At 72.8% G+C, this 16,992-nt stretch carries 14 protein-coding genes; 5 read left to right on the top strand and 9 right to left on the bottom strand.

From position 1 onward, the window contains the following. Positions 1–9: 9 nt before the first annotated feature. Together IE237_RS17000 and IE237_RS16995 are read right to left on the bottom strand one after the other, a co-directional pair. Complete coding sequence (locus tag IE237_RS17000) at positions 10–1,746, bottom strand: BCCT family transporter (RefSeq protein ID WP_370468194.1); 1,737 nt, start codon at positions 1,744–1,746, stop codon at positions 10–12. 156 nt (positions 1,747–1,902) lie between these two features. After that, positions 1,903–2,910, bottom strand: coding sequence for an aminoglycoside phosphotransferase family protein (locus IE237_RS16995; RefSeq protein WP_189802802.1), 1,008 nt, complete (start codon positions 2,908–2,910; stop codon positions 1,903–1,905). 233 nt (positions 2,911–3,143) lie between these two features. On the opposite strand from IE237_RS16995, the gene IE237_RS16990 reads away from it, so the two are divergent. Next, complete coding sequence (locus IE237_RS16990; protein WP_189802801.1) at positions 3,144–4,493, top strand: amidohydrolase family protein; 1,350 nt, start codon at positions 3,144–3,146, stop codon at positions 4,491–4,493. Positions 4,494–4,630: 137 nt separating this feature from the next. On the opposite strand, the gene IE237_RS16985 is transcribed toward IE237_RS16990, so the two are convergent. The 5 genes from IE237_RS16985 to IE237_RS16965 all read right to left on the bottom strand — a co-directional run bounded on the left by IE237_RS16985 (position 4,631) and on the right by IE237_RS16965 (position 9,600). Beyond that, entirely contained in the window at positions 4,631–5,008 is a 378-nt protein-coding gene (locus IE237_RS16985; RefSeq protein WP_189802800.1) for a VOC family protein, read from the bottom strand. A gap of 269 nt (positions 5,009–5,277) precedes the next feature. After that, positions 5,278–5,955 (bottom strand): hypothetical protein, encoded by a 678-nt coding sequence (locus tag IE237_RS16980; RefSeq protein ID WP_189802799.1) that lies wholly within the window; start codon positions 5,953–5,955, stop codon positions 5,278–5,280. 88 nt (positions 5,956–6,043) lie between these two features. Next, positions 6,044–6,805, bottom strand: a complete 762-nt coding sequence (locus IE237_RS16975) for a TetR/AcrR family transcriptional regulator (RefSeq protein ID WP_189802798.1) — start codon at positions 6,803–6,805, stop codon at positions 6,044–6,046. 84 nt (positions 6,806–6,889) lie between these two features. Then, positions 6,890–8,479, bottom strand: coding sequence for an FAD-dependent oxidoreductase (locus IE237_RS16970; RefSeq protein WP_189802797.1), 1,590 nt, complete (start codon positions 8,477–8,479; stop codon positions 6,890–6,892). Between the two features lie 80 nt (positions 8,480–8,559). Continuing rightward, positions 8,560–9,600, bottom strand: a complete 1,041-nt coding sequence (locus IE237_RS16965; RefSeq protein WP_189802796.1) for an NAD(P)-dependent alcohol dehydrogenase — start codon at positions 9,598–9,600, stop codon at positions 8,560–8,562. Positions 9,601–9,836: 236 nt separating this feature from the next. Between IE237_RS16965 and IE237_RS16960 the strand changes: the two genes are divergently transcribed. Continuing rightward, complete coding sequence (locus IE237_RS16960) at positions 9,837–10,556, top strand: LamG domain-containing protein (protein ID WP_370468193.1); 720 nt, start codon at positions 9,837–9,839, stop codon at positions 10,554–10,556. A gap of 14 nt (positions 10,557–10,570) precedes the next feature. On the opposite strand, the gene IE237_RS16955 is transcribed toward IE237_RS16960, so the two are convergent. Together IE237_RS16955 and IE237_RS16950 are read right to left on the bottom strand one after the other, a co-directional pair. Next, positions 10,571–11,731 (bottom strand): aminotransferase class V-fold PLP-dependent enzyme, encoded by a 1,161-nt coding sequence (locus tag IE237_RS16955; protein WP_189802795.1) that lies wholly within the window; start codon positions 11,729–11,731, stop codon positions 10,571–10,573. After that, entirely contained in the window at positions 11,728–13,695 is a 1,968-nt protein-coding gene (locus tag IE237_RS16950) for a carbohydrate-binding protein (protein ID WP_189802794.1), read from the bottom strand. The genes IE237_RS16955 and IE237_RS16950 overlap by 4 nt, the downstream gene beginning before the upstream one ends. 185 nt (positions 13,696–13,880) lie before the next feature. Here IE237_RS16950 and IE237_RS16945 point away from each other — a divergent pair, with 185 nt between their 5' ends. The 3 genes from IE237_RS16945 to IE237_RS16935 are packed head-to-tail and all read left to right on the top strand — an operon-like array spanning position 13,881 to position 16,989. Then, entirely contained in the window at positions 13,881–15,236 is a 1,356-nt protein-coding gene (locus IE237_RS16945) for an ABC transporter substrate-binding protein (protein ID WP_189802793.1), read from the top strand. After that, complete coding sequence (locus IE237_RS16940) at positions 15,233–16,165, top strand: carbohydrate ABC transporter permease (RefSeq protein ID WP_189802792.1); 933 nt, start codon at positions 15,233–15,235, stop codon at positions 16,163–16,165. Before IE237_RS16945 ends, IE237_RS16940 begins: the two co-directional genes overlap by 4 nt. Next, positions 16,162–16,989 carry a carbohydrate ABC transporter permease gene (locus IE237_RS16935; RefSeq protein ID WP_229842722.1) on the top strand — a complete coding sequence of 276 codons (828 nt, stop codon included), beginning with the start codon at positions 16,162–16,164 and terminating at the stop codon, positions 16,987–16,989. The genes IE237_RS16940 and IE237_RS16935 overlap by 4 nt, the downstream gene beginning before the upstream one ends. The last annotated feature ends 3 nt before the right edge of the window (positions 16,990–16,992 follow it).

Here is a 16,992-nt window from a genome sequence, read left to right as displayed (position 1 = left end):
CCGGTTGCGTCAGGGGCGGGCGTCCGGGTCCGACGAGCCGGGGCCGATCCTCAGCTCGAAGTCCCCGTCGTACTTCTCGTGCCCCGCGATGACGGCGAATTCGACGGCCTCCTCCCCCCTCTCGCCCCGGACGATGAGCGGGTCCTTGCGCAGGTCCCGCATGAGCGCCACGCACATCCCGATCATCACGAGCACGAACGGCGCCGCCACCAGGATGGTGAGGTTCTGCAGACCGGCGAGCGCGTCGCCCTGGCCGTCGCCGATGAGCAGCATGATCGCGGCGACCGCGCCGGTCACCACGCCCCAGAAGACCACCACGGGACGGGTGGGTTCGAAGGCACCGCGCTGCGAGAGCGTGCCCATGACGATGGAGGCGGCGTCCGCGCCCGAGACGAAGAAGATGCCGACCAGGATCATCACGAGCAGGCTCATGACACCGGTCAGCGGGAACTCCTGGAGGACTCCGAAGAGTTGCCCCTCGGGCGTGCTCTCCCCCGCGAGCCCGCCCTGCTCGCTGAGCTTCATCGCCGTCCCGCCGAAGACGGCGAACCAGACGAGGCTGACGGTGCTGGGGACCAGGATGACCCCGCCGACGAACTGCCGGATGGTCCGGCCTCGGCTGATACGGGCGATGAACATGCCCACGAAGGGCGTCCAGGAGATCCACCACGCCCAGTAGAAGACGGTCCAGCTGCCCAGCCAGTCGTGGATGTCGTCGCCGCTGGTGGCCTCGGTGCGGCCGGCCAGCTGGGGCAGGTCCCCGAAGTAGGCGGCGAGGGAGGTGGGCAGCAGGTCGAGCACGATGATGGTCGGGCCCGCCACGAAGACGAAGACGGCGAGCACCGCGGCCAGCACCATGTTGATGTTGGAGAGCCACTGGATGCCCTTCTCCACCCCGGAGACGGCGGACAGGACGAACGCCACGGTCAGGACGGCGATGATGGCGACGAGCAGACCGGTGCCGGTCTTCTCCATCCAGCCCAGCTCCTCGAAGCCACTGCCGATCTGGAGGGCGCCGAGGCCGAGGGAGGCGGCGGAGCCGAAGAGGGTGGCGAAGATGGCGAGGATGTCGATGACACGGCCGGGCCCTCCGTACGCCCGCCGCTCGCCCATCAGGGGGACGAAGACGGCGCTGATGGTCTGGCGGCGCCGCCGCCGGAACGTCGAGTACGCGATGGCGAGTCCGACGACGGCGTAGATCGCCCACGGGTGGAGCGTCCAGTGGAAGAGCGTGGTGGCCATGGCGGTCTGCATCCGCTCGGCCGAGTCGACGGGGTGGGTCCCGGGCGGCGGGGTGCCGTAGTGGGCGAGCGGCTCGCTCACGCCGTAGAACATCAGCCCGATGCCCATGCCGGCACTGAACATCATGGCGATCCACGACACGGTGCGGAACTCGGGGCCCTCGCTCTCCTGGCCGAGGGTGATCCGGCCGTAGCGGCTGATGGCGAGCCACAGCGCGAAGACGACGAAGCCGGAGGCGGCCAGCATGAACGCCCAGCCGCCGTTGCGGATGAGGCCGTCGAGGAGGGAGGTGGAGGCGTCCTCCAGGCTCTCGGTGGCCGTGGCTCCCCAGACGACGAAGGCCACGGTGAGGACGGCGGTGACACCGAACACGATCCGGTCGGTGGGGGCGTGGCGGTGCTCCTCGGGGCGGCCGGGAAGGTCCGCCGTCACCGGCAGGCCTTCCCGGCCCGCCCGCTCGGCGCCCGCTCGACGGCCTTCCGGCCTCTGATCTTCCTGCGACACAGGCGGCACCTTTCACGGCATTACGGGACAAACAACACGATGTCTCCGTAAGGCAGTACCACAGGCAGGACCGAACTCGGCGGAGCGACGGCCGAGTCCCGCGCCTTCTCCGCCGCGTCCGCCCGCGCGCGCCGGTCCGCCGGACCCCGGCCGGGGTCAGAACACCGGTGAACCGGCGAAGAGTTCGTTCACCCAGAGGGCACTGGCCTCGGCGCAGCCCGTGGTCGGCGTTCCGGGGAAGAGCCGGAACCAGGAGACCGCCCGCCCCAGGGCGGCGAGCCGGGTGGCGAGGGCCGCGGCACGGCGCAGGTCCGGGAGGGACGGACCGAGGTCGGTCCAGGGGTCCAGATAGGCGTCGCGCAGCCGTTGCACATGCTCGGGTCCGTGCCGCTCCCGCACGGCGCGGGCGGGGACCAGCAGGCTGGTGAAGGGGTGGGCGACATTGGCGTCGCCCCAGTCGAAGAAGGTGAAACGGCCGGCGGCGGGGGCGAGGAGCTGGGCGTCGTGCAGGTCGCAGTGGTCGAGCGAGTCCGGGATGCCGTACGCGTCGAGCTCACCGCACCAGTCGAGCAGCCTGGGGCGCTGCGCCCGGAGGGCCCGGCGGGCGTCCGGGTCCAGGGTGCCGTTGCCCTCGACGAGTCCGTCGAAGATCTCCGGCAGCTGACGGGTGCGACCGCCGGGCACGCCGAGGTCCGCCATCCGGTCCGTGTACGGGGTCAGGTCCCGCTGCATCCGCGCGTACTGGCCGAGCGCCTCCGCCCAGGCCTCCGGACCGGCACGCCCGGCGTCGAGGACGTGCCGGAACAGGGGCCCGCCGTCGGGGAGAAGCGACCATCCGCGCCCGGCGTCGACCGCGAGCGGCGTCACGACGTGACCGGGCACCCACTCGGCGAGCGCGCCACCGAGGGCGGCCTCGAAGGCGGCGTCGGGGGCGCTCGCCTTGAACCAGACCGCGTCCCGCTCCCCCGCACCGGTCCGGAAGCGCACGAGGATCGACCAGGGCCGGACCCGGACCTCACGGGGCCCGGTCTCCTCCAGGCCGTGGCGGGCGAGCTCCCGCTCCGACCAGCCGAGGGCGGCCGTCCGCCAGGCCTCCTGCTCCCAGGGGGTGACCGCGTCCTCGAACTGCCCGCGGTCGACGGTCATGGATATCGCTTGTCCCATCGGCCGATTCCACCATCGGGCCGTGCCGGGTGCACGCGAATATCCGCGGGGTCGTGGAGGAAGGAGGACAGCACCGGAGATATTCGTATACCAAAACTGGAACCGAGGAAACCTCCAGGTGGAGTATTGAGCTGCATGCCACTCGACCTCGAAGTGTGCACCCTTGTCGACCTCCCGTCATTTGGTATACAAAACGGGGACCCGCCGCCGGTCCACTCCCCCAAGGAGCTCCCATGCGCCCCTCCCCGTCCACCCCCTCCGCCCTCTCCCGCCGCACCATGCTCGCCGGCGCCGCCGCCCTCGCCGGTGCCACCGCCACGGCGGCCGCGACGGCCGCCCCCGCCCAGGCGGCGGTCGCCCCGGCGGCGGCCGCCGACACCTCCGCCCGGGCCGGGCGTCGCGCGAAGACCGTCGTGTTCCGCAACGTGCGTCCGTTCGGCGCGGCGACGCCCACCGACCTCGTGGTCGTCGACGGCCGGATCTCGGACGGCCCCGCGCCGCACGGCGCGAAGGTCGTCGACGGCGGCGGCCGGATCGCCCTGCCGTCCCTCGTCGACGCGCACATCCACCCCGACAAGACCACCTGGGGCGGCTCCTGGGTGTCCCGGCGCCCGGCCTCCGCCATCGCCGACTACGTGGCGCAGGACGTGGAGCTGTTCCGCAGTCAGCGCCGCCCGGTCGTCGAGCGGGCCTACGGCCTGATGAGCCACGCCGTCGCCCGCGGCACGCGCGGCATGCGCGCCCACGCCGACGTGGCCCCGGCGTACGGCCTGGCCGGTGTGGAGGGCGTGGCGGAGGCCCGCGAGCGGCTGCGCCACGCCCTCGACGTCCAGATCGTGGCCTTCCCGCAGCACGGTGTCATCCGTACTCCCGGCACGGCGGCGCTCCTGGAGAAGGCGGCGCGCGAGGGCGTCATCGACATGATCGGCGGCATCGACCCGATCGGCTTCGACCAGGCGCTCGACGAGCAGCTCGACGTCGTCTTCGGCATCGCGGACCGGCACGGCGTCGGCGTGGACATCCACCTCCACGACCGCGGCGAGAAGGGCATGCTGGCGATGCGCGGCATCGTCGAGCGCACCCGCGCCCTCTCTCTCGCGGGCAAGGTGACCGTCAGCCACGTCTTCTGCCTGCCGGGCCTGACGGACCGTGAACTCGGTTCCATCGCGACCGACTTGGGAGAGCAGGACATCGCCCTCACGACCGTCGCGCCGTCCGACTCCCTGGTGCTGCCGATCGCCCGGCTGCGTGAGCACGGCGTCCGGGTCGGGCTGGGCTCCGACGGTGTGCGGGACTCCTGGAGCCCGTTCGGCGACGCCGACATGATGCACCGCGCGCACATCCTCGGCTGGGTGACGGACGTGCGTCTCGACGACGAGCTCAACGAGTGCTACCGGGTCGCGACCCACGGCGGCGCGGACGTCATGGGCCTCGCCCACGCCGACTTCAGGCCGGGCGCCCCCGCGGACTTCGTCCTGGTGCGCGGCGAGTGCCTGCCGCAGGTCGTCGTCGACATGCCGCGCCGGGACATGGTGGTCCACGGCGGTGTGGTCGTGGCCCGTGACGGGGAGTTCCTCGCCTGACACGCCTGATACGCCTGACACGGCCGACACGACTGAAGCGGCCGTGAGGCCGTGTCGATGTGAACGGCCCCGCGGCCGTGCCTCCGACGCCCTCGGAGGCACGGCCCGGGTCAGTCGCCGCGGATCACGCGCCCTGCCTACAGGTACGGGCGGGTGATCAGCTCGATCGCGTGACCGGAGGGGTCCTTGAAGTAGACCCCGCGACCGCCGTGTTCGGTGTTGGTCTCACCGGGGCGCCGCATCTGCGGGTCGGCCCAGTGCTCGACGCCGTCCTCGCACAGGCGCTGGTACGCCCGGTCGAACAGCTCGTCGTCGACCAGGAACGCGTAGTGCTGCATCTGGATGCTGTCCACCGGGGGTTCGGCGAACTGGAGCAGGACGCCGTCGGCGAGCTGGATGTTGAGGAAGGGACCCCAGGACGGCGCCTCGGGGATCTCCAGCAGCTCGCGGAAGAAGCGCGCTGACGCGTCGCGGTTCTTGGACGCGATGATGGTGTGGTTGAACGTGACTGCCATGTGGATGACCTCGCTGTTGATTCGACACGTGGGAAGGGACTCACAGTGCTTCCGCACTGGGGAGGTCCGCGTGCCGAACCGTCGGGGTGCGTGTCGCGCACCCGCCGAGCGATCAGTCGTCCACCGGATGGCCCGTCTGTGCGTGGCGAATCGCCGGTCCGGTGTTCATGACGGGGGACGCTACTTGATCAGCCCGCGCCAGGACAAGGCGGGGCGCCCGCTTTCGGACCGGAAATGACCGGAATCGTATGCCACGGGTCCGAAGCGGTTCAGCTCACGAACTCCCGGTCGCCGTACCGCACCCGTGCCTGGTCCCAGTCCGCGCCCAGGGAGGTGGTGAACCTCCGGGCCAGCGGCAGGTCGTCGACCGGGGCGACGAGGACGAGCCGGCCGTCCAGAGCGACGGAGCCGCCGCCCAGCTTGTCGCGGGCCTCCGGGTCCGCGACGAGTGCGTCGCGCACGTCGCTCACACGGACACCGGGAACCTCGATCTCGACCGCGTCCGTCTCCGGCGAGATGCGCGGCAGGCAGCGGAAGGTGAGCACCGCTTCCTGGCGGTACTGCTTGGCGATGACACCGGCGATGTGGTGGAGCCCGTCGCGGCCGACCCGCTCGACGTCGAACTCGCGGGACCTCTCGTACGTCGCCTGCTTCAGCTCCTCGGACCAGAAGACGCCGTCGAGCAGCTCCGAGGGACCCGGCCGCGCTCCGTGAGCGCGGATGATCCGCCGTACCTCGTGGCGGAATCGGGTGAGGCGGGTGTCGAGTCGGGGGTCCTCGGGGTCGGTGATGACCGCGGTGTTGTCGGTCGCGAAGATCTGCGCGGCCGGACAGTCCTGCGCGTCGGGGCTCGCGTAGGTGCTCGGTGCCCCGACGGCGCCGAGCAGCAGGGCGGCCACGACCGAGGCGAGAAGGCGGGCGCGGCGCCGGGTGGTGACGTTCTTCATGGCGTGATCAACGAGCCGTGGTGGGGATCGGCACGGCGCCGGGGCCTCGGCGCTCCGAGGGGCCCCCTCGGGACCGCGCGTCCGATGATCACGCGGGCGTGACGCCCGTGCCCCGGGCGGGGGCCGGCCCCCTGCCGGCCACCCCGGGGAGCCGGTCGAGGCCCAGGACGAGAAGGGTGAGACCGAAGGCGAACTCCTCGTCCGGGGACACGGAGGTGAGGGTCGCCGCGGTGCGGGACAGGGCGGGGTACGAGGCGGGGTCGAGCCCCCGGTAGAAGGCGGCGAGCTCCGCGCCGTTCTCGGGGGCGGCGCCCGGGCCGTGCTGCTGGGCGGTGAAGCCGATGACGTAGTGCGTGACGGCGGTGAAGGCCCGGGCGGCCAGGTCCGCGGGCAGGTCGTGGGCCAGGAGGGCGGCCAGGACGCGCTCGCGCTGGGCGAGTCCGTGGGGGCCGACCGGCACCTGGGCGATGAGCAGCGGCAGGGTGTGCGGGTGGCGCCGCAGGGTGTCGTGGAGCCGGTGGGCGGTGACGGTGAGGACGTCCCTCCAGTCGGCGGCGGCGTCGCCGAGGCCGTCGAGGTCGGCCTCGCCCAGGACGCGGTCGACGACGTACGCCAGGATCTCGTCCTTGCCGTCGAAGTGACGGTAGAGCGTGGCCGTACCGGAGTGCAGCGCCTCGGCCAGCATCCGCAGGGAGAACGCCTGGACTCCGTGCTCGTCGACCAGGCGCAGTGCGGTGGCGACGATCAGCGCGGTGTCGAGCGAGGGCCGGCCGCGCCGGGGTCCGGCCTGGGGCGCGGGGCGTGCGGCCCACCAGGCCGGGCTGCCGGGGGGTGGCGGGGTGGCGGCCATGGGGTCGGGCTCTCTCTCGCTGTGGCGCCTTGCGGCGGGTCGGTGGACACCGTACCCGCCGCAGCTGCCTGTCCCCGGACGGCGTCAGGCCGGGAACAGAGCCGGGTGAGCGCCGGGGTCGACGTGGGTGCCGTGGCCGATGTGGCCGATGTGGCCGTCCGGGCGGATGAGCAGGAGCGTGTCCTCGGTGATTCCGTACGCGCTGAGCAGGGCCTCTTCGCCGGGTGTACGGGGTGTGGTGTGCGGCAGCGCGATGTGGCGGCGCAGCGGGGCGCCGGTGGCGGGCCGGGGAAGGCGGCGCGCGGCGGCGGCGGCGCGGGCCCCGAAGGCGAGGGCGGTGAAGTGCGGGCCCCGGTAGAGGTCGAAGAGCCTGGCCGCCGTGGTGGTGGGCCGGGGCAGCGGGGCGTCGGGGGCCCTGTCTCCGCAGCGCAGGGTCGTGGTGCGGGGCGCGTCGGTGGGGGCGAGCGGGCCGCCGGAGTAGGAGATGTCCAGCTGGTGTTCGCCGGGGCCCCTGGTGAGGCGGCGGGGGCGGGTGCGGCGCAGTCCTTCGTAGAGTTCGGTGGAGCGGCCGAGGACCTGGGCGGCGACCGGCCGCCGCTCCTGCTCGTAGCTGTCCAGGAGTGCGGTGTCGGCGCCTGCGAGGACCTGCTGGAGTTTCCAGCCGAGGTTGTACGCGTCCTGGACACCGGTGTTGAGGCCCTGTGCTCCGGCGGGGGTGTGGACGTGGGCGGCGTCGCCGCACAGCAGGAGACGGCCGTTGCGGTAGCGCTCGGCGAGGCGGATGTTGGGGCGGAAGACCGAGGTCCAGCTGATGTCGCGGAGGGTGAGGGAGCGGCCGGCCCGGCGGCGGAGGAGTCCGGCGAGGCGGGTCTCGGTGAGGGTTTCGGCTTCGACGGGGTCGCCGGGCCGCGTTCTGATCATGATCTGGAAGCGGCCGTCGTCGCCGGGCAGCGGGCATGCCGCGACGCCGCGTCCGCCGGTGCGGGGCCAGATGTGCCAGTGGTCGCGGGAGAGGCCGTCGACGGCGGCGTCGACGAGGATCATCCGGTCGGTCTCGTCGGTGGTGCCTTCGAAGGCGATGCCCGCCGCCTTGCGGACGGTGCCGGTGCCGCCGTCGGCGCCGACGACGTACCGGGCCGTCAGGAGGCGGCCGTCGTCGAGGCGTACGGCGCAGGTCTCCTCGTCCTGGGTGATCTCCTCGGCCCTGACGCCGAACTCGACGTGCGCGCCGAGGCGTTCGACGGCGTCGTGGAGGAGGGTGGCGGTGGCGTACTGCGGGAGGAGCAGGACGTCGGGGTAGCGGGTGCCGGCGCTGTCCGGGGCGGTGGCGTGCATCCGCCAGGACATGGTGAAGGGGCCGAGGTGCAGGCCCATCGGCGGGTAGGCGCCGCCGGCCGCGAGGGCCGCGTCGGCCAGGCCGAAGTCGTCGAGGACTTCCAGCGTGCGCGGCTGGATGCCTTTGGCGCGCGAGCCCTCGAACCGCCGTTCCTCCCGCTCCACCAGCCGGACCGTGAGACCCCGTCGGGCCAGGTCGAGCGTGAGGGCGAGCCCCACGGGGCCCGCGCCGATGACGATGACGTCGAGTACCGCCGTATCCGTGCCGTCCGTGTCTGCCGCTCCTCGTCGATCCCGGGGACTCCGGTCGGACCCATTTAACGGATACAGCGTATCCATAAAGAGCCGCCACCTGTCCACCCTCGGAGCTCGCGGGCCGCCCGGCGGCCGCCGGAGGCCGCCGGGCAGGGTCTCGGGGGTCAGCCGTTCGGGAGGATGACCGCGCGGCCTTCGACACGCCCCTCGTACAGCCGTTCGTACGCCTCGGGCGCCTCTTCCAGGCCGTAGGTCTCGACGTGCACGTCGACCGCGCCGGTGCGGGCCAGGTCGAGCACCTCGATCAGCTCGGCGCGGGTGCCCCAGTACGGGGAGGCGACGGAGACCTCGTACGGCAGGACACCGAAGCCGACGGGCAGGGCGCCGCCGCCGAGACCGACGATGGTGACGTCGCCCTCCACCGCGGCCATCGCCCCGGCGGCCGTCACCGCGGGCTGGGCGCCGACGAAGTCGAGCACCACCTCCGCGCCGCGGCCGCCGGTCAGCGCGCGGACCGCCGGAGCGGCCGCCGCGTCGGACAGGACCGCGTCGTGCGCGCCGACGGCGCGGGCGAGGGCGAGCTTCTCCTCGGTGACGTCCAGGGCGACGACCCGGGCCGCCGTCATGGCGCGCAGCAGCTGGACGGCGACGTGGCCGAGCCCGCCCGTGCCGATGACGACGGCGGTGCTGCCGGGGACGAGCTTCGACAGGGAGCGCTTGATGGCGTGGTACGGGGTGAGGCCGGCGTCCGTGAGCGGTACGGCCCGCACCGGGTCGAGGTCACCGAGCGGCACCAGGTGGCGCGGACTGTCGACGATCATGTACTCGGCGATGGCGCCGGGTGCGCCGAGTCCCGGCGGCCTGATGCCGAGCTCCGCGGCCCGCAGACAGTAGTTCTCCTTGCCCTGGGCGCACATGAAGCAGGCGCCGCAGCCCCAGGGGCCGTACACGGCGACGGAGTCGCCGACGGCGAAGCCCTCGGCGCCCGGCCCGAGGGCGGCGACGGTGCCGACGCCCTCGTGGCCGAGGGTCAGGGGCAGCGGGAAGGGCAGTTGCCCGGCGGGCCAACTCATCACGGCGATGTCGGAGTGGCAGACGCCGGCGGCGGTCACCCGGAGGAGCACCTGGCCGGGCCCGGGTTCGGGGTCGGGAACGGTGACGACCTCGGGCGGGGCGCCGACGGTGCGGTATTGAAGTGCCTTCATGACGTTGTCCTTTCCTCCTGACCGGTTCCGGCGAACAGGGGGGTCGGCGACCGGGTGACAGGGACGGTGGACGACCCGGGGTCGCCCCACGCCTATACATGTACCGTACACCTATCGGCCTGGACGGGCGTGCGGTGACGAGTTCTCGCCAAAAGGCGACTTCCCCGCGCCGGACGGTGCAAAGTGGGGCGGATCGCCCGTGGGCCGACGGAGGTCCGCGCGAAAGGAGTGGTGCCGTGCTGTTCGACTTCTTCGACCGGTTCCGGCGGGGCGGCGGGGCCGGGGGGCGCGGTCCGGCGCCGACCCCGGCGAACCTCGTCCTCGACGCCGACTTCTCCTCCGCCGAGCAGTGGGTGGCGGGCCGTTCCTGGGCCTATCCCGACGGCGGACCGACGAATCAGGGCGACAACAAGCTCGACCACCTGGTGGAGGACCCCTCGTACAGCCGGACCGGGAGGTTCAGGGCCACCCGCAGGGCCGACGGGCTCTGGGACGCCGGGCTGCTCACGACGGAGGGCAGCGCGGAGGGGTTCCTGGTGCGGACGGGCGACGTCCTGGAGGCCCGGGTGCACCTGCCCGTGGAGACGGGCGCCTGGCCGGCGATCTGGACCTGGCTCGACGGCGGTCAGGAGATCGACGTCTTCGAGTACCACCCCGACAACCCGGACCTCCTGGAGCTGTCGAACCGGGTGCGGGGCCGGTACCTCTACTTCCGGGACCCGGCCGTCCGGCCCGGGGCCTGGGTCGACCTCCGGGTCGAGTTCGGCGCGCGCTCCGTGGTGTGGTGGGTCAACGGAGCGCGCGTCTTCGACGACCGCCGGGGTGTGGGGCGTTCCTGGCGGGCCCACCTCATCGTGAACCTCTCGGTCTGCGCGGGCCGGTACCACCCGGCACCGGACCCGGGCGCGAAGGAGATGTCGTACGAGGTGGCGCGGTTGCGCGTGTACCGGAACTGAGGGGCCTCCTCCCGTCAGGTGGCCGCGAGCAGCGCGCGCAGGTCGACGGCCAGGCGCTCGTACTCCTCGGCCCGGTTGTAGATCTGCCCCGAGATCCGGATGCCGCCGCCACCGGGCCAGGGCCAGATCAGGACCCGGCAGCCCAGCCGGGCGGCGATCTCCTCGCGCAGCGCCGCGGCCTCCCGCTGCGTGCGGGCGAGGCCCTCGGGCAGGCGCAGCGACCGCATGGCGAGGCCCTCGGTGTGCGGCAGCGGGGTCAGCCCGGTGACGTCCGCCAGCAACTCGGCTCCTCTGCGTACGAGTTCACTGTTGTGGGCGCGGACGTGTGCGGCACCGAGCCCGGCGATCAGGTCGAGGCCTTCGGGGGCGGCGAGCCAGCCGGTGTAGTCGGCGGTGGCCCGGTACTCGACCGCGCGCGGGAAGCCCCGCTCGTCCTCCCACGAGGGCACGGGCGGGGACACCCGGGCCCGGTGGGCGGGGGCCACCGCCAGGACGGCGGTGCCCGGCGGGGCGTACGCCCATTTGTGCAGGTTGCCGAACCAGAAGTCGGGGCGGCCCGCGAGCGGTTCGGCGAGCATGCCGGGAGCGTGGGCGCCGTCGACCACGGTGGTGACCCCGCGCTCACGGAGCTCGGCGAGCAGCCGGGGTCCGGCGACGGTCCGGGCGGTGGGCGAGCTGATGTGGTCGAGGAGCGCCACCTTGGTGCGGGGGGTGAGCCCGGCGATCACCGCCTCCCGCACCGCGTCCTCGTCCGGCAGGTCGGGGTCGAGGGCGACGGTGACCGTCCGGGCACGGCGGGCGGCCGCCGCGACGACCGTGCCGTAGCCGTGGTCGGTGACCAGGATCTCGTCGCCGTCGTCCAGGCGCAGGGCGTCGAGGGCGAGTCCGGCGGCCTCGGTGGCGTTGGTGACGAAGGCGATCCCCTCGGGGTCGGCGCCCAGGTGGGCGGCGACGCGCCCGCGGGCCGCGGCGACGCGGTCGGGGACGCCGAGGAAGAAGGCGTCCGGGTCGGCCGCCGCCTCGGCCGCGAGATCCCGGTGGACGCGGGCGACCGGGGTCGGCACGGCACCGAAGGAGCCGTGGTTGAGGTGGGCGATCTCGGGGGTGAGCCGGAACAGCTCCGGCCCGCCGGGAAAGCCGCCCGGCGTGCCCGGCCCGCCTCCCCGCGCCCTCATCGGACCTCGACGGTGACGGTCCGGCCCGGGGCGACCCGGGTGCGGACGACCGTGTAGGTCACTCCGTCGACGACCTCGGTACGGGCCGGGCGGCGCACTCCGTCGACGGCGACGGCGGCGTGGGCGCCCGGGAAGCGCGCCTCCCAGGTGTAGGCGCGGGTGCCGGTGGTGTGGGTGAGGGTCGAGCGGCGGTCCGCGTCGTGCCGCAGGGTGAAGGCGGAGTCCCCGATGCGCAGGTCCTCGACGCTCAGCCAGTCCATGCCGGAGGGCAGGCGCGGCTGGGTGGTGAGGGCGCGGGCGGGAGCGTTCGGGGTGACGCCCATGAGCCCCTGGACGGTCTGGGCGACGAGGGTGAAGGAGACCTCGGGGTAGTCGCCGTTGGTGCCCTGGCGGGAGTTGACGTGCTGGACGTCCTTCTGGGCGTAGACGTGGCGCATCCACTTCCAGGCGGTGTCGGCCCGGTTGCCGGTGAGGAAGGTGTCCGGGAGGTAGGTCAGGGCCTCGATGTTGTCGGGGCGTCCGGCGCCTTCGGCCTGGGCGTCGATGTAGTCGAGGTACGCCTCGCGGCGGGTGCCGGGGTCGATGATCCCCTTCATCGGCATGAACCAGCTGTTCTCCTTGCCCCAGCCGGTCAGGGGGCGCCCGTCGGTGGTGTAGCCGCGGACCATGTCGGCGCCCGAACCGGTGCCGCTCCAGGTCGAGTTGTAGTACGTCCTGAGGTCGCGGGCGCGGCGCTCGAAGCGGGCGGCCGTGGCGTGCTCGCCCTTGGCGCGGGCGAGGGCGGCCATGGCGCGGTAGGCCTGGTACTGGGAGCCGATGGCGTCGCCCGCCTCGGCGAGCGGTTCGTCGCTCTGCTCGTTGTAGCTGGCGGTGCCCTGGAAGATGCCGTGGCCGGTGCCTTCGGCGACCTTCACGGGGCCGTTGTCCTTCTGCCCGTCGTGGAGGGTGACGAACTCGTCGGTGGTGTGCCGGTAGAACTCCCACAGGGCGGGGTCGTCGAGGTAGGCGGGGTCGCCGCTCCAGCGGTACGCCTCCTCCGCCTTCTGGACCAGCTCGAAGGGGGCGGGCACCTCGCGGACGAAGAGGCTCGGACTCCGGTAGTCGATGGAGAGGGGGGTGCGGTTGTCGAAGTTGAGGGCCCAGACCGGGTAGTAGGCGTGCTCGGCGGTGGCGGAGGCCGCGAAGGCGCGCAGCATCTCCCTGTTCTCGGTGTGCAGGCCGAGGACTCCGGCGCCGGCGAGCTGGTGGGCCATGTCGCGGGAGTAGGAGCCGCTGCGGTTGGCGTAGCCGGCCCAGTAGGAGGGGGCGTAGACGCCGGTGCCCGTGCCGCCGGTCTGGCGCTCGTCCGCGTTCAGGGGACCCTGGGTGCCGGGCAGGTGGACCCAGCTGTTGGCCTTGCCCTTGGCCCAGTCGAACATGGCGACGATCTCGGGATCGCTGGAGGAGATCCGGGGGTCGGCGGGGGCCGCCGGGGAGACCATGACGTCGTCGACGTTGATCCAGCCCTGGCCCGACGTGAACGCGAGCTCCAGACGGTCGCCCGGGGCGAGCGTGATCCTGCCGAGGGTGTGGCGGCGGTAGTTCGCGGCGGCGGGCAGGGCGCGTTCGGCGACGGCGGCGCCGTTGACGCGGAGGCTGTAGCGGCCGCCGGGGCCGCCGGTGGCGATCCAGGCGGAGACGAGATAGCTGCCGTGGCCGGTGGCCGTCACGGTCTGGGAGACCTTCATGCCGCTGCCGGCGTCGAGGTAGGCGAGCCGGCTCCCGGCGTGCGGGTTGTTGACCGCGACTCCCGTGCCGGCCGTGAACTCCCATCCCGTGCCGCCCTGTTCGAATCCGGGGTCGGTCACGGCGAGCGGCGCGGGGGCCGGGGCGGACGGCCTCACGGGGTCGGCGTGGGCCGTGGCGAGCGGAGCGAGGAACGCGAGGGCGGCGGCGAGCAGCAGCGTCGTACGAGTGCGCGTCATGGGTCTCTCCGGGTCAGGGGGATCGGTGCGGGGTCATCGGTTCGGGGTGATCGGTCGGCGCGCGGCACGCTAACAACCCGCCTGACGGCTTGCAAGAGATCCGGCAATCATCAACAGTCTGTCGAACTGAAAGTTTTCTGCGATGCATTGCAACTCGCATCGGTCCGCTTGTAACGTCCCGCCCCATGACAGACAGACAACCGGCACGGCGGCACATCCTCCGCATGGGAGGCGGCGCCCTCGGCGGCGCCCTGGCACTCGCCCTCACCGGCTGCTCCGGCAGCGGTGGCGGAACGGGCGGCGGCGCCGCCGGAGACCCGCGCAAGGGCAGCATCACGGTCTGGTCCTGGCAGGGCCCGGCCGCCGAACTCAAGGCCCTCATACCGGAGTTCAACAAGACCTATCCGGACATCCGGGTGACCGTCGAGGACATCGGCAACCCGGCGATCTGGGACAAGATCACGGCCGGTCTCGCCGCGGGCGGCCAGGGCCTCGCCGACGTCCTGCACATCGGCGTCGACTACCTGCCGGGGTACGTCGAGCACTTCCCCGGCGCCTTCGCCGACCTCGCCCCGCTCGGCGCGACCGCGCACAAGGACGCCTTCGCGCCCGGCCTCTGGGGCACCGTCTCTCCCGACGGCAAGAAGGTGAACGCGCTTCCCTGGGAAGCGAACTCGGCCGGCTTCTACTACCGGGCCGACCTCTTCGAGCGTGCCGGTGTCGACGTCGACGCCCTGCAGACCTGGGACGAGACCATCGAGGCGGGCAAGCGCCTCAAGGCGAAGACCGGCGTCCATCTCCTCGGCATCGACAAGCCGGCCTCCCAGCCCGACGCCGCCAACTTCTTCCAGATGCTGCTCCAGCTCCAGGGCGCCTTCTACTTCGACCTGGAGGGCCGCATCACCCTGGACTCCCCCGAGGCCGTCCGGGCCATGACGCTCATCAAGACGATGAACGACGCCGGCCTCGTCAGCGATCTCGCCGGCGGGTGGAACGCCCTGATGAGCTCCCTGAAGCGGGGCACCGCGGCCGTACTGCCCTGGCCGACCTGGTTCGGCGGGATCATCGAGGAGCAGGTGCCGGCCGAGGCCGGCAAGTGGAAGGTCCGGCTGCCCCCGGCCGTCCGCCGCGGCGGCCCCACCGCCGCCACGGTGAACTCCACCCACCTCGCCGTCGCGGGCAGCAGCAGGAACCAGGCCGCCGCCTGGTCCTTCGTCGAGTTCGCGCTCACCCGCCCCGCCTCCCAGGTGCGGATCTACCGGGGCAAGGGCATCGCGCCCGCCCTCCTCAAGGCGTACGAGGACCCCGTCTTCCACCAGCCGTCGGCCTTCTTCAGCGGGCAGCGCAAGGGCGAGGTCTTCCTCGACGCCCTCAAGGCCCCCAGCCCCGCCGTGAACTACACCTCCGACTACGCCCGCGCGCTGAAGCTCGTCACCGACGCCCAGTCCAAGGTGCTGCTGGGCGGCGCCGATCCGGCGAAGGTGCTGACCGAGGCGGCCCGGGAGCTGGCCCGCCAGACCGGCCGGAAGGCCGCCCGATGACGCAGGCCGCCGCCCCGGCGGCCGGCCGTTCCCTCCCGGCCGGCCCCGCACCCGCCGCCGGGCGCCCCCGGCGGCGGCGCGGCCGGGCCGCCCCGTACCTCTTCGTGCTGCCCGCGGTGCTGCTCTTCGCCGTGTTCAAGCTCTACCCCATCGGCTGGTCGTTCCTGCTCAGCCTGCACCGCACCGTCGGCGGCACCGAGACCTTCGTGGGCGCCGACAACTACGTCCGCCTGGCCGACGATCCGCTGTTCTGGACCGCGCTGCGCAACACCGGGGTGATCCTCGTCGTCCAGGTGCCGCTGATGCTGGCGCTCGCCACGGCGCTCGCGGTCGCGCTCGACTCCACGCTGCTGCGCGGCCGGCCGGTCTTCCGGCTCGGCTTCTTCCTGCCGATGGTCACCGGCCTCGTCGCGTACGGCATCGTCTTCTCCGTCCTGCTCAACAAGGACTACGGGCTCGTCAACTGGCTCCTCGGCCTGCTCGGCGCGGACCCGGTGCCCTGGCTGACCGACCCGCTGTGGGCGCGGATCTCCCTGGGCCTGGCGCTGACCTGGCACTACACCGGCTACAACGCCGTCATCCTGCTGGCCCGGCTGCAGACCGTGCCGCGCGAGCTCTACGACGCGGCCGCCGTCGACGGCGCCGGGGCCCTGGGCGCGTTCCGCCACGTCACCCTGCCGGGGCTGCGGCCCGCGCTGCTGCTCACCACCGTCCTGTCCACCATCGGCACGCTCCAGCTCTTCGACGAGCCGTTCGTCCTCACCGGCGGCGGCCCCGACAACGCGACCCTGACCATCGGCGTGTACCTCTACCAGAACGCCTTCAAGTACTTCGACTTCGGCTACGCCTCGGCCGTGGCGTACGCCCTCACCGTCCTCGTCGGACTGCTCGGCCTGATCCAGTTCCGCCTCCTCGGGGAGAAGACGTGACCACCCGCCACCCGGGCCGGAGCATCATGCTCACCTCCGGGCTCGCCCTCGCCCTGGCCGCCGTCGCGGTCCCCTTCTACTGGCTGGCCGTCGGCGCCACCCACAGCTCGCGGGAGCTCTTCGACAGTCCCCCGCCCCTGCTGCCCGGCGGGCACCTCGCGGAGAACCTCGCCACCCTCCAGGAGACGGCGGACTTCGGCCGGGTCGTCCTCAACTCCCTGGGCATCGCCCTCGTCTACACGCTCCTCGCCGGCACGGTGTGCACCCTCGCCGGATACGGCTTCGCCACCTACCGCTTCCGCGGCCGCGAGGCCCTGTTCGGGCTCCTCATGCTCGGCCTGGTCGTGCCCGCGCAGATCACCCTCGTGCCGCTCTTCAAGATGATGGCCGAGCTGCAGTGGCTCGACACCTACCAGGCGGTGATCGCCCCCAACCTGGCCCTGCCCTTCGGCATCTTCCTGATGCGCCAGTCGATGGCCGCGCTCCCCGCGGAACTCCTCGACTCGGGACGGATGGACGGCTGCGGCGAGTTCCGGCTCCTCTGGCGGGTCGCCCTGCCCCCGATGCGCCCGGCCCTCGCGGCGCTCGCCCTGTTCCTCTTCCTGTACCAGTGGAACGACTTCATCTGGCCGCTGATCGTGCTGCGCGACGACAGCACGTTCACCATCCCGGTGGCGCTGGCCTCCCTCCAGGGCCTGGACGAGACCGACTACGGCGCCATCCTCGCCGGCACCGCCGTCGCCGCCGTCCCCATGGCGGTGGTGTTCCTCGCCCTCCAGCGCCACTTCGTCTCCGGCCTCCTCGCGGGCGCGGTGAAGGAATGAACG

Source organism: Streptomyces tanashiensis, from assembly GCF_014648895.1.
GTDB lineage: Bacteria > Actinomycetota > Actinomycetes > Streptomycetales > Streptomycetaceae > Streptomyces > Streptomyces tanashiensis.
This window is presented reverse-complemented; position numbering and strand designations above follow the sequence as displayed.

Coding starts and splice junctions, on each gene's coding strand:
- IE237_RS16995 (WP_189802802.1), bottom strand. CDS start 2,910: ATGGGACAAGCGATATCCATGACCGTCGACCGCGGGCAGTTCGAGGAC.
- IE237_RS16990 (WP_189802801.1), top strand. CDS start 3,144: ATGCGCCCCTCCCCGTCCACCCCCTCCGCCCTCTCCCGCCGCACCATG.
- IE237_RS16985 (WP_189802800.1), bottom strand. CDS start 5,008: ATGGCAGTCACGTTCAACCACACCATCATCGCGTCCAAGAACCGCGAC.
- IE237_RS16980 (WP_189802799.1), bottom strand. CDS start 5,955: ATGAAGAACGTCACCACCCGGCGCCGCGCCCGCCTTCTCGCCTCGGTC.
- IE237_RS16975 (WP_189802798.1), bottom strand. CDS start 6,805: ATGGCCGCCACCCCGCCACCCCCCGGCAGCCCGGCCTGGTGGGCCGCA.
- IE237_RS16970 (WP_189802797.1), bottom strand. CDS start 8,479: ATGGATACGCTGTATCCGTTAAATGGGTCCGACCGGAGTCCCCGGGAT.
- IE237_RS16965 (WP_189802796.1), bottom strand. CDS start 9,600: ATGAAGGCACTTCAATACCGCACCGTCGGCGCCCCGCCCGAGGTCGTC.
- IE237_RS16955 (WP_189802795.1), bottom strand. CDS start 11,731: ATGAGGGCGCGGGGAGGCGGGCCGGGCACGCCGGGCGGCTTTCCCGGC.
- IE237_RS16950 (WP_189802794.1), bottom strand. CDS start 13,695: ATGACGCGCACTCGTACGACGCTGCTGCTCGCCGCCGCCCTCGCGTTC.
- IE237_RS16945 (WP_189802793.1), top strand. CDS start 13,881: ATGACAGACAGACAACCGGCACGGCGGCACATCCTCCGCATGGGAGGC.
- IE237_RS16940 (WP_189802792.1), top strand. CDS start 15,233: ATGACGCAGGCCGCCGCCCCGGCGGCCGGCCGTTCCCTCCCGGCCGGC.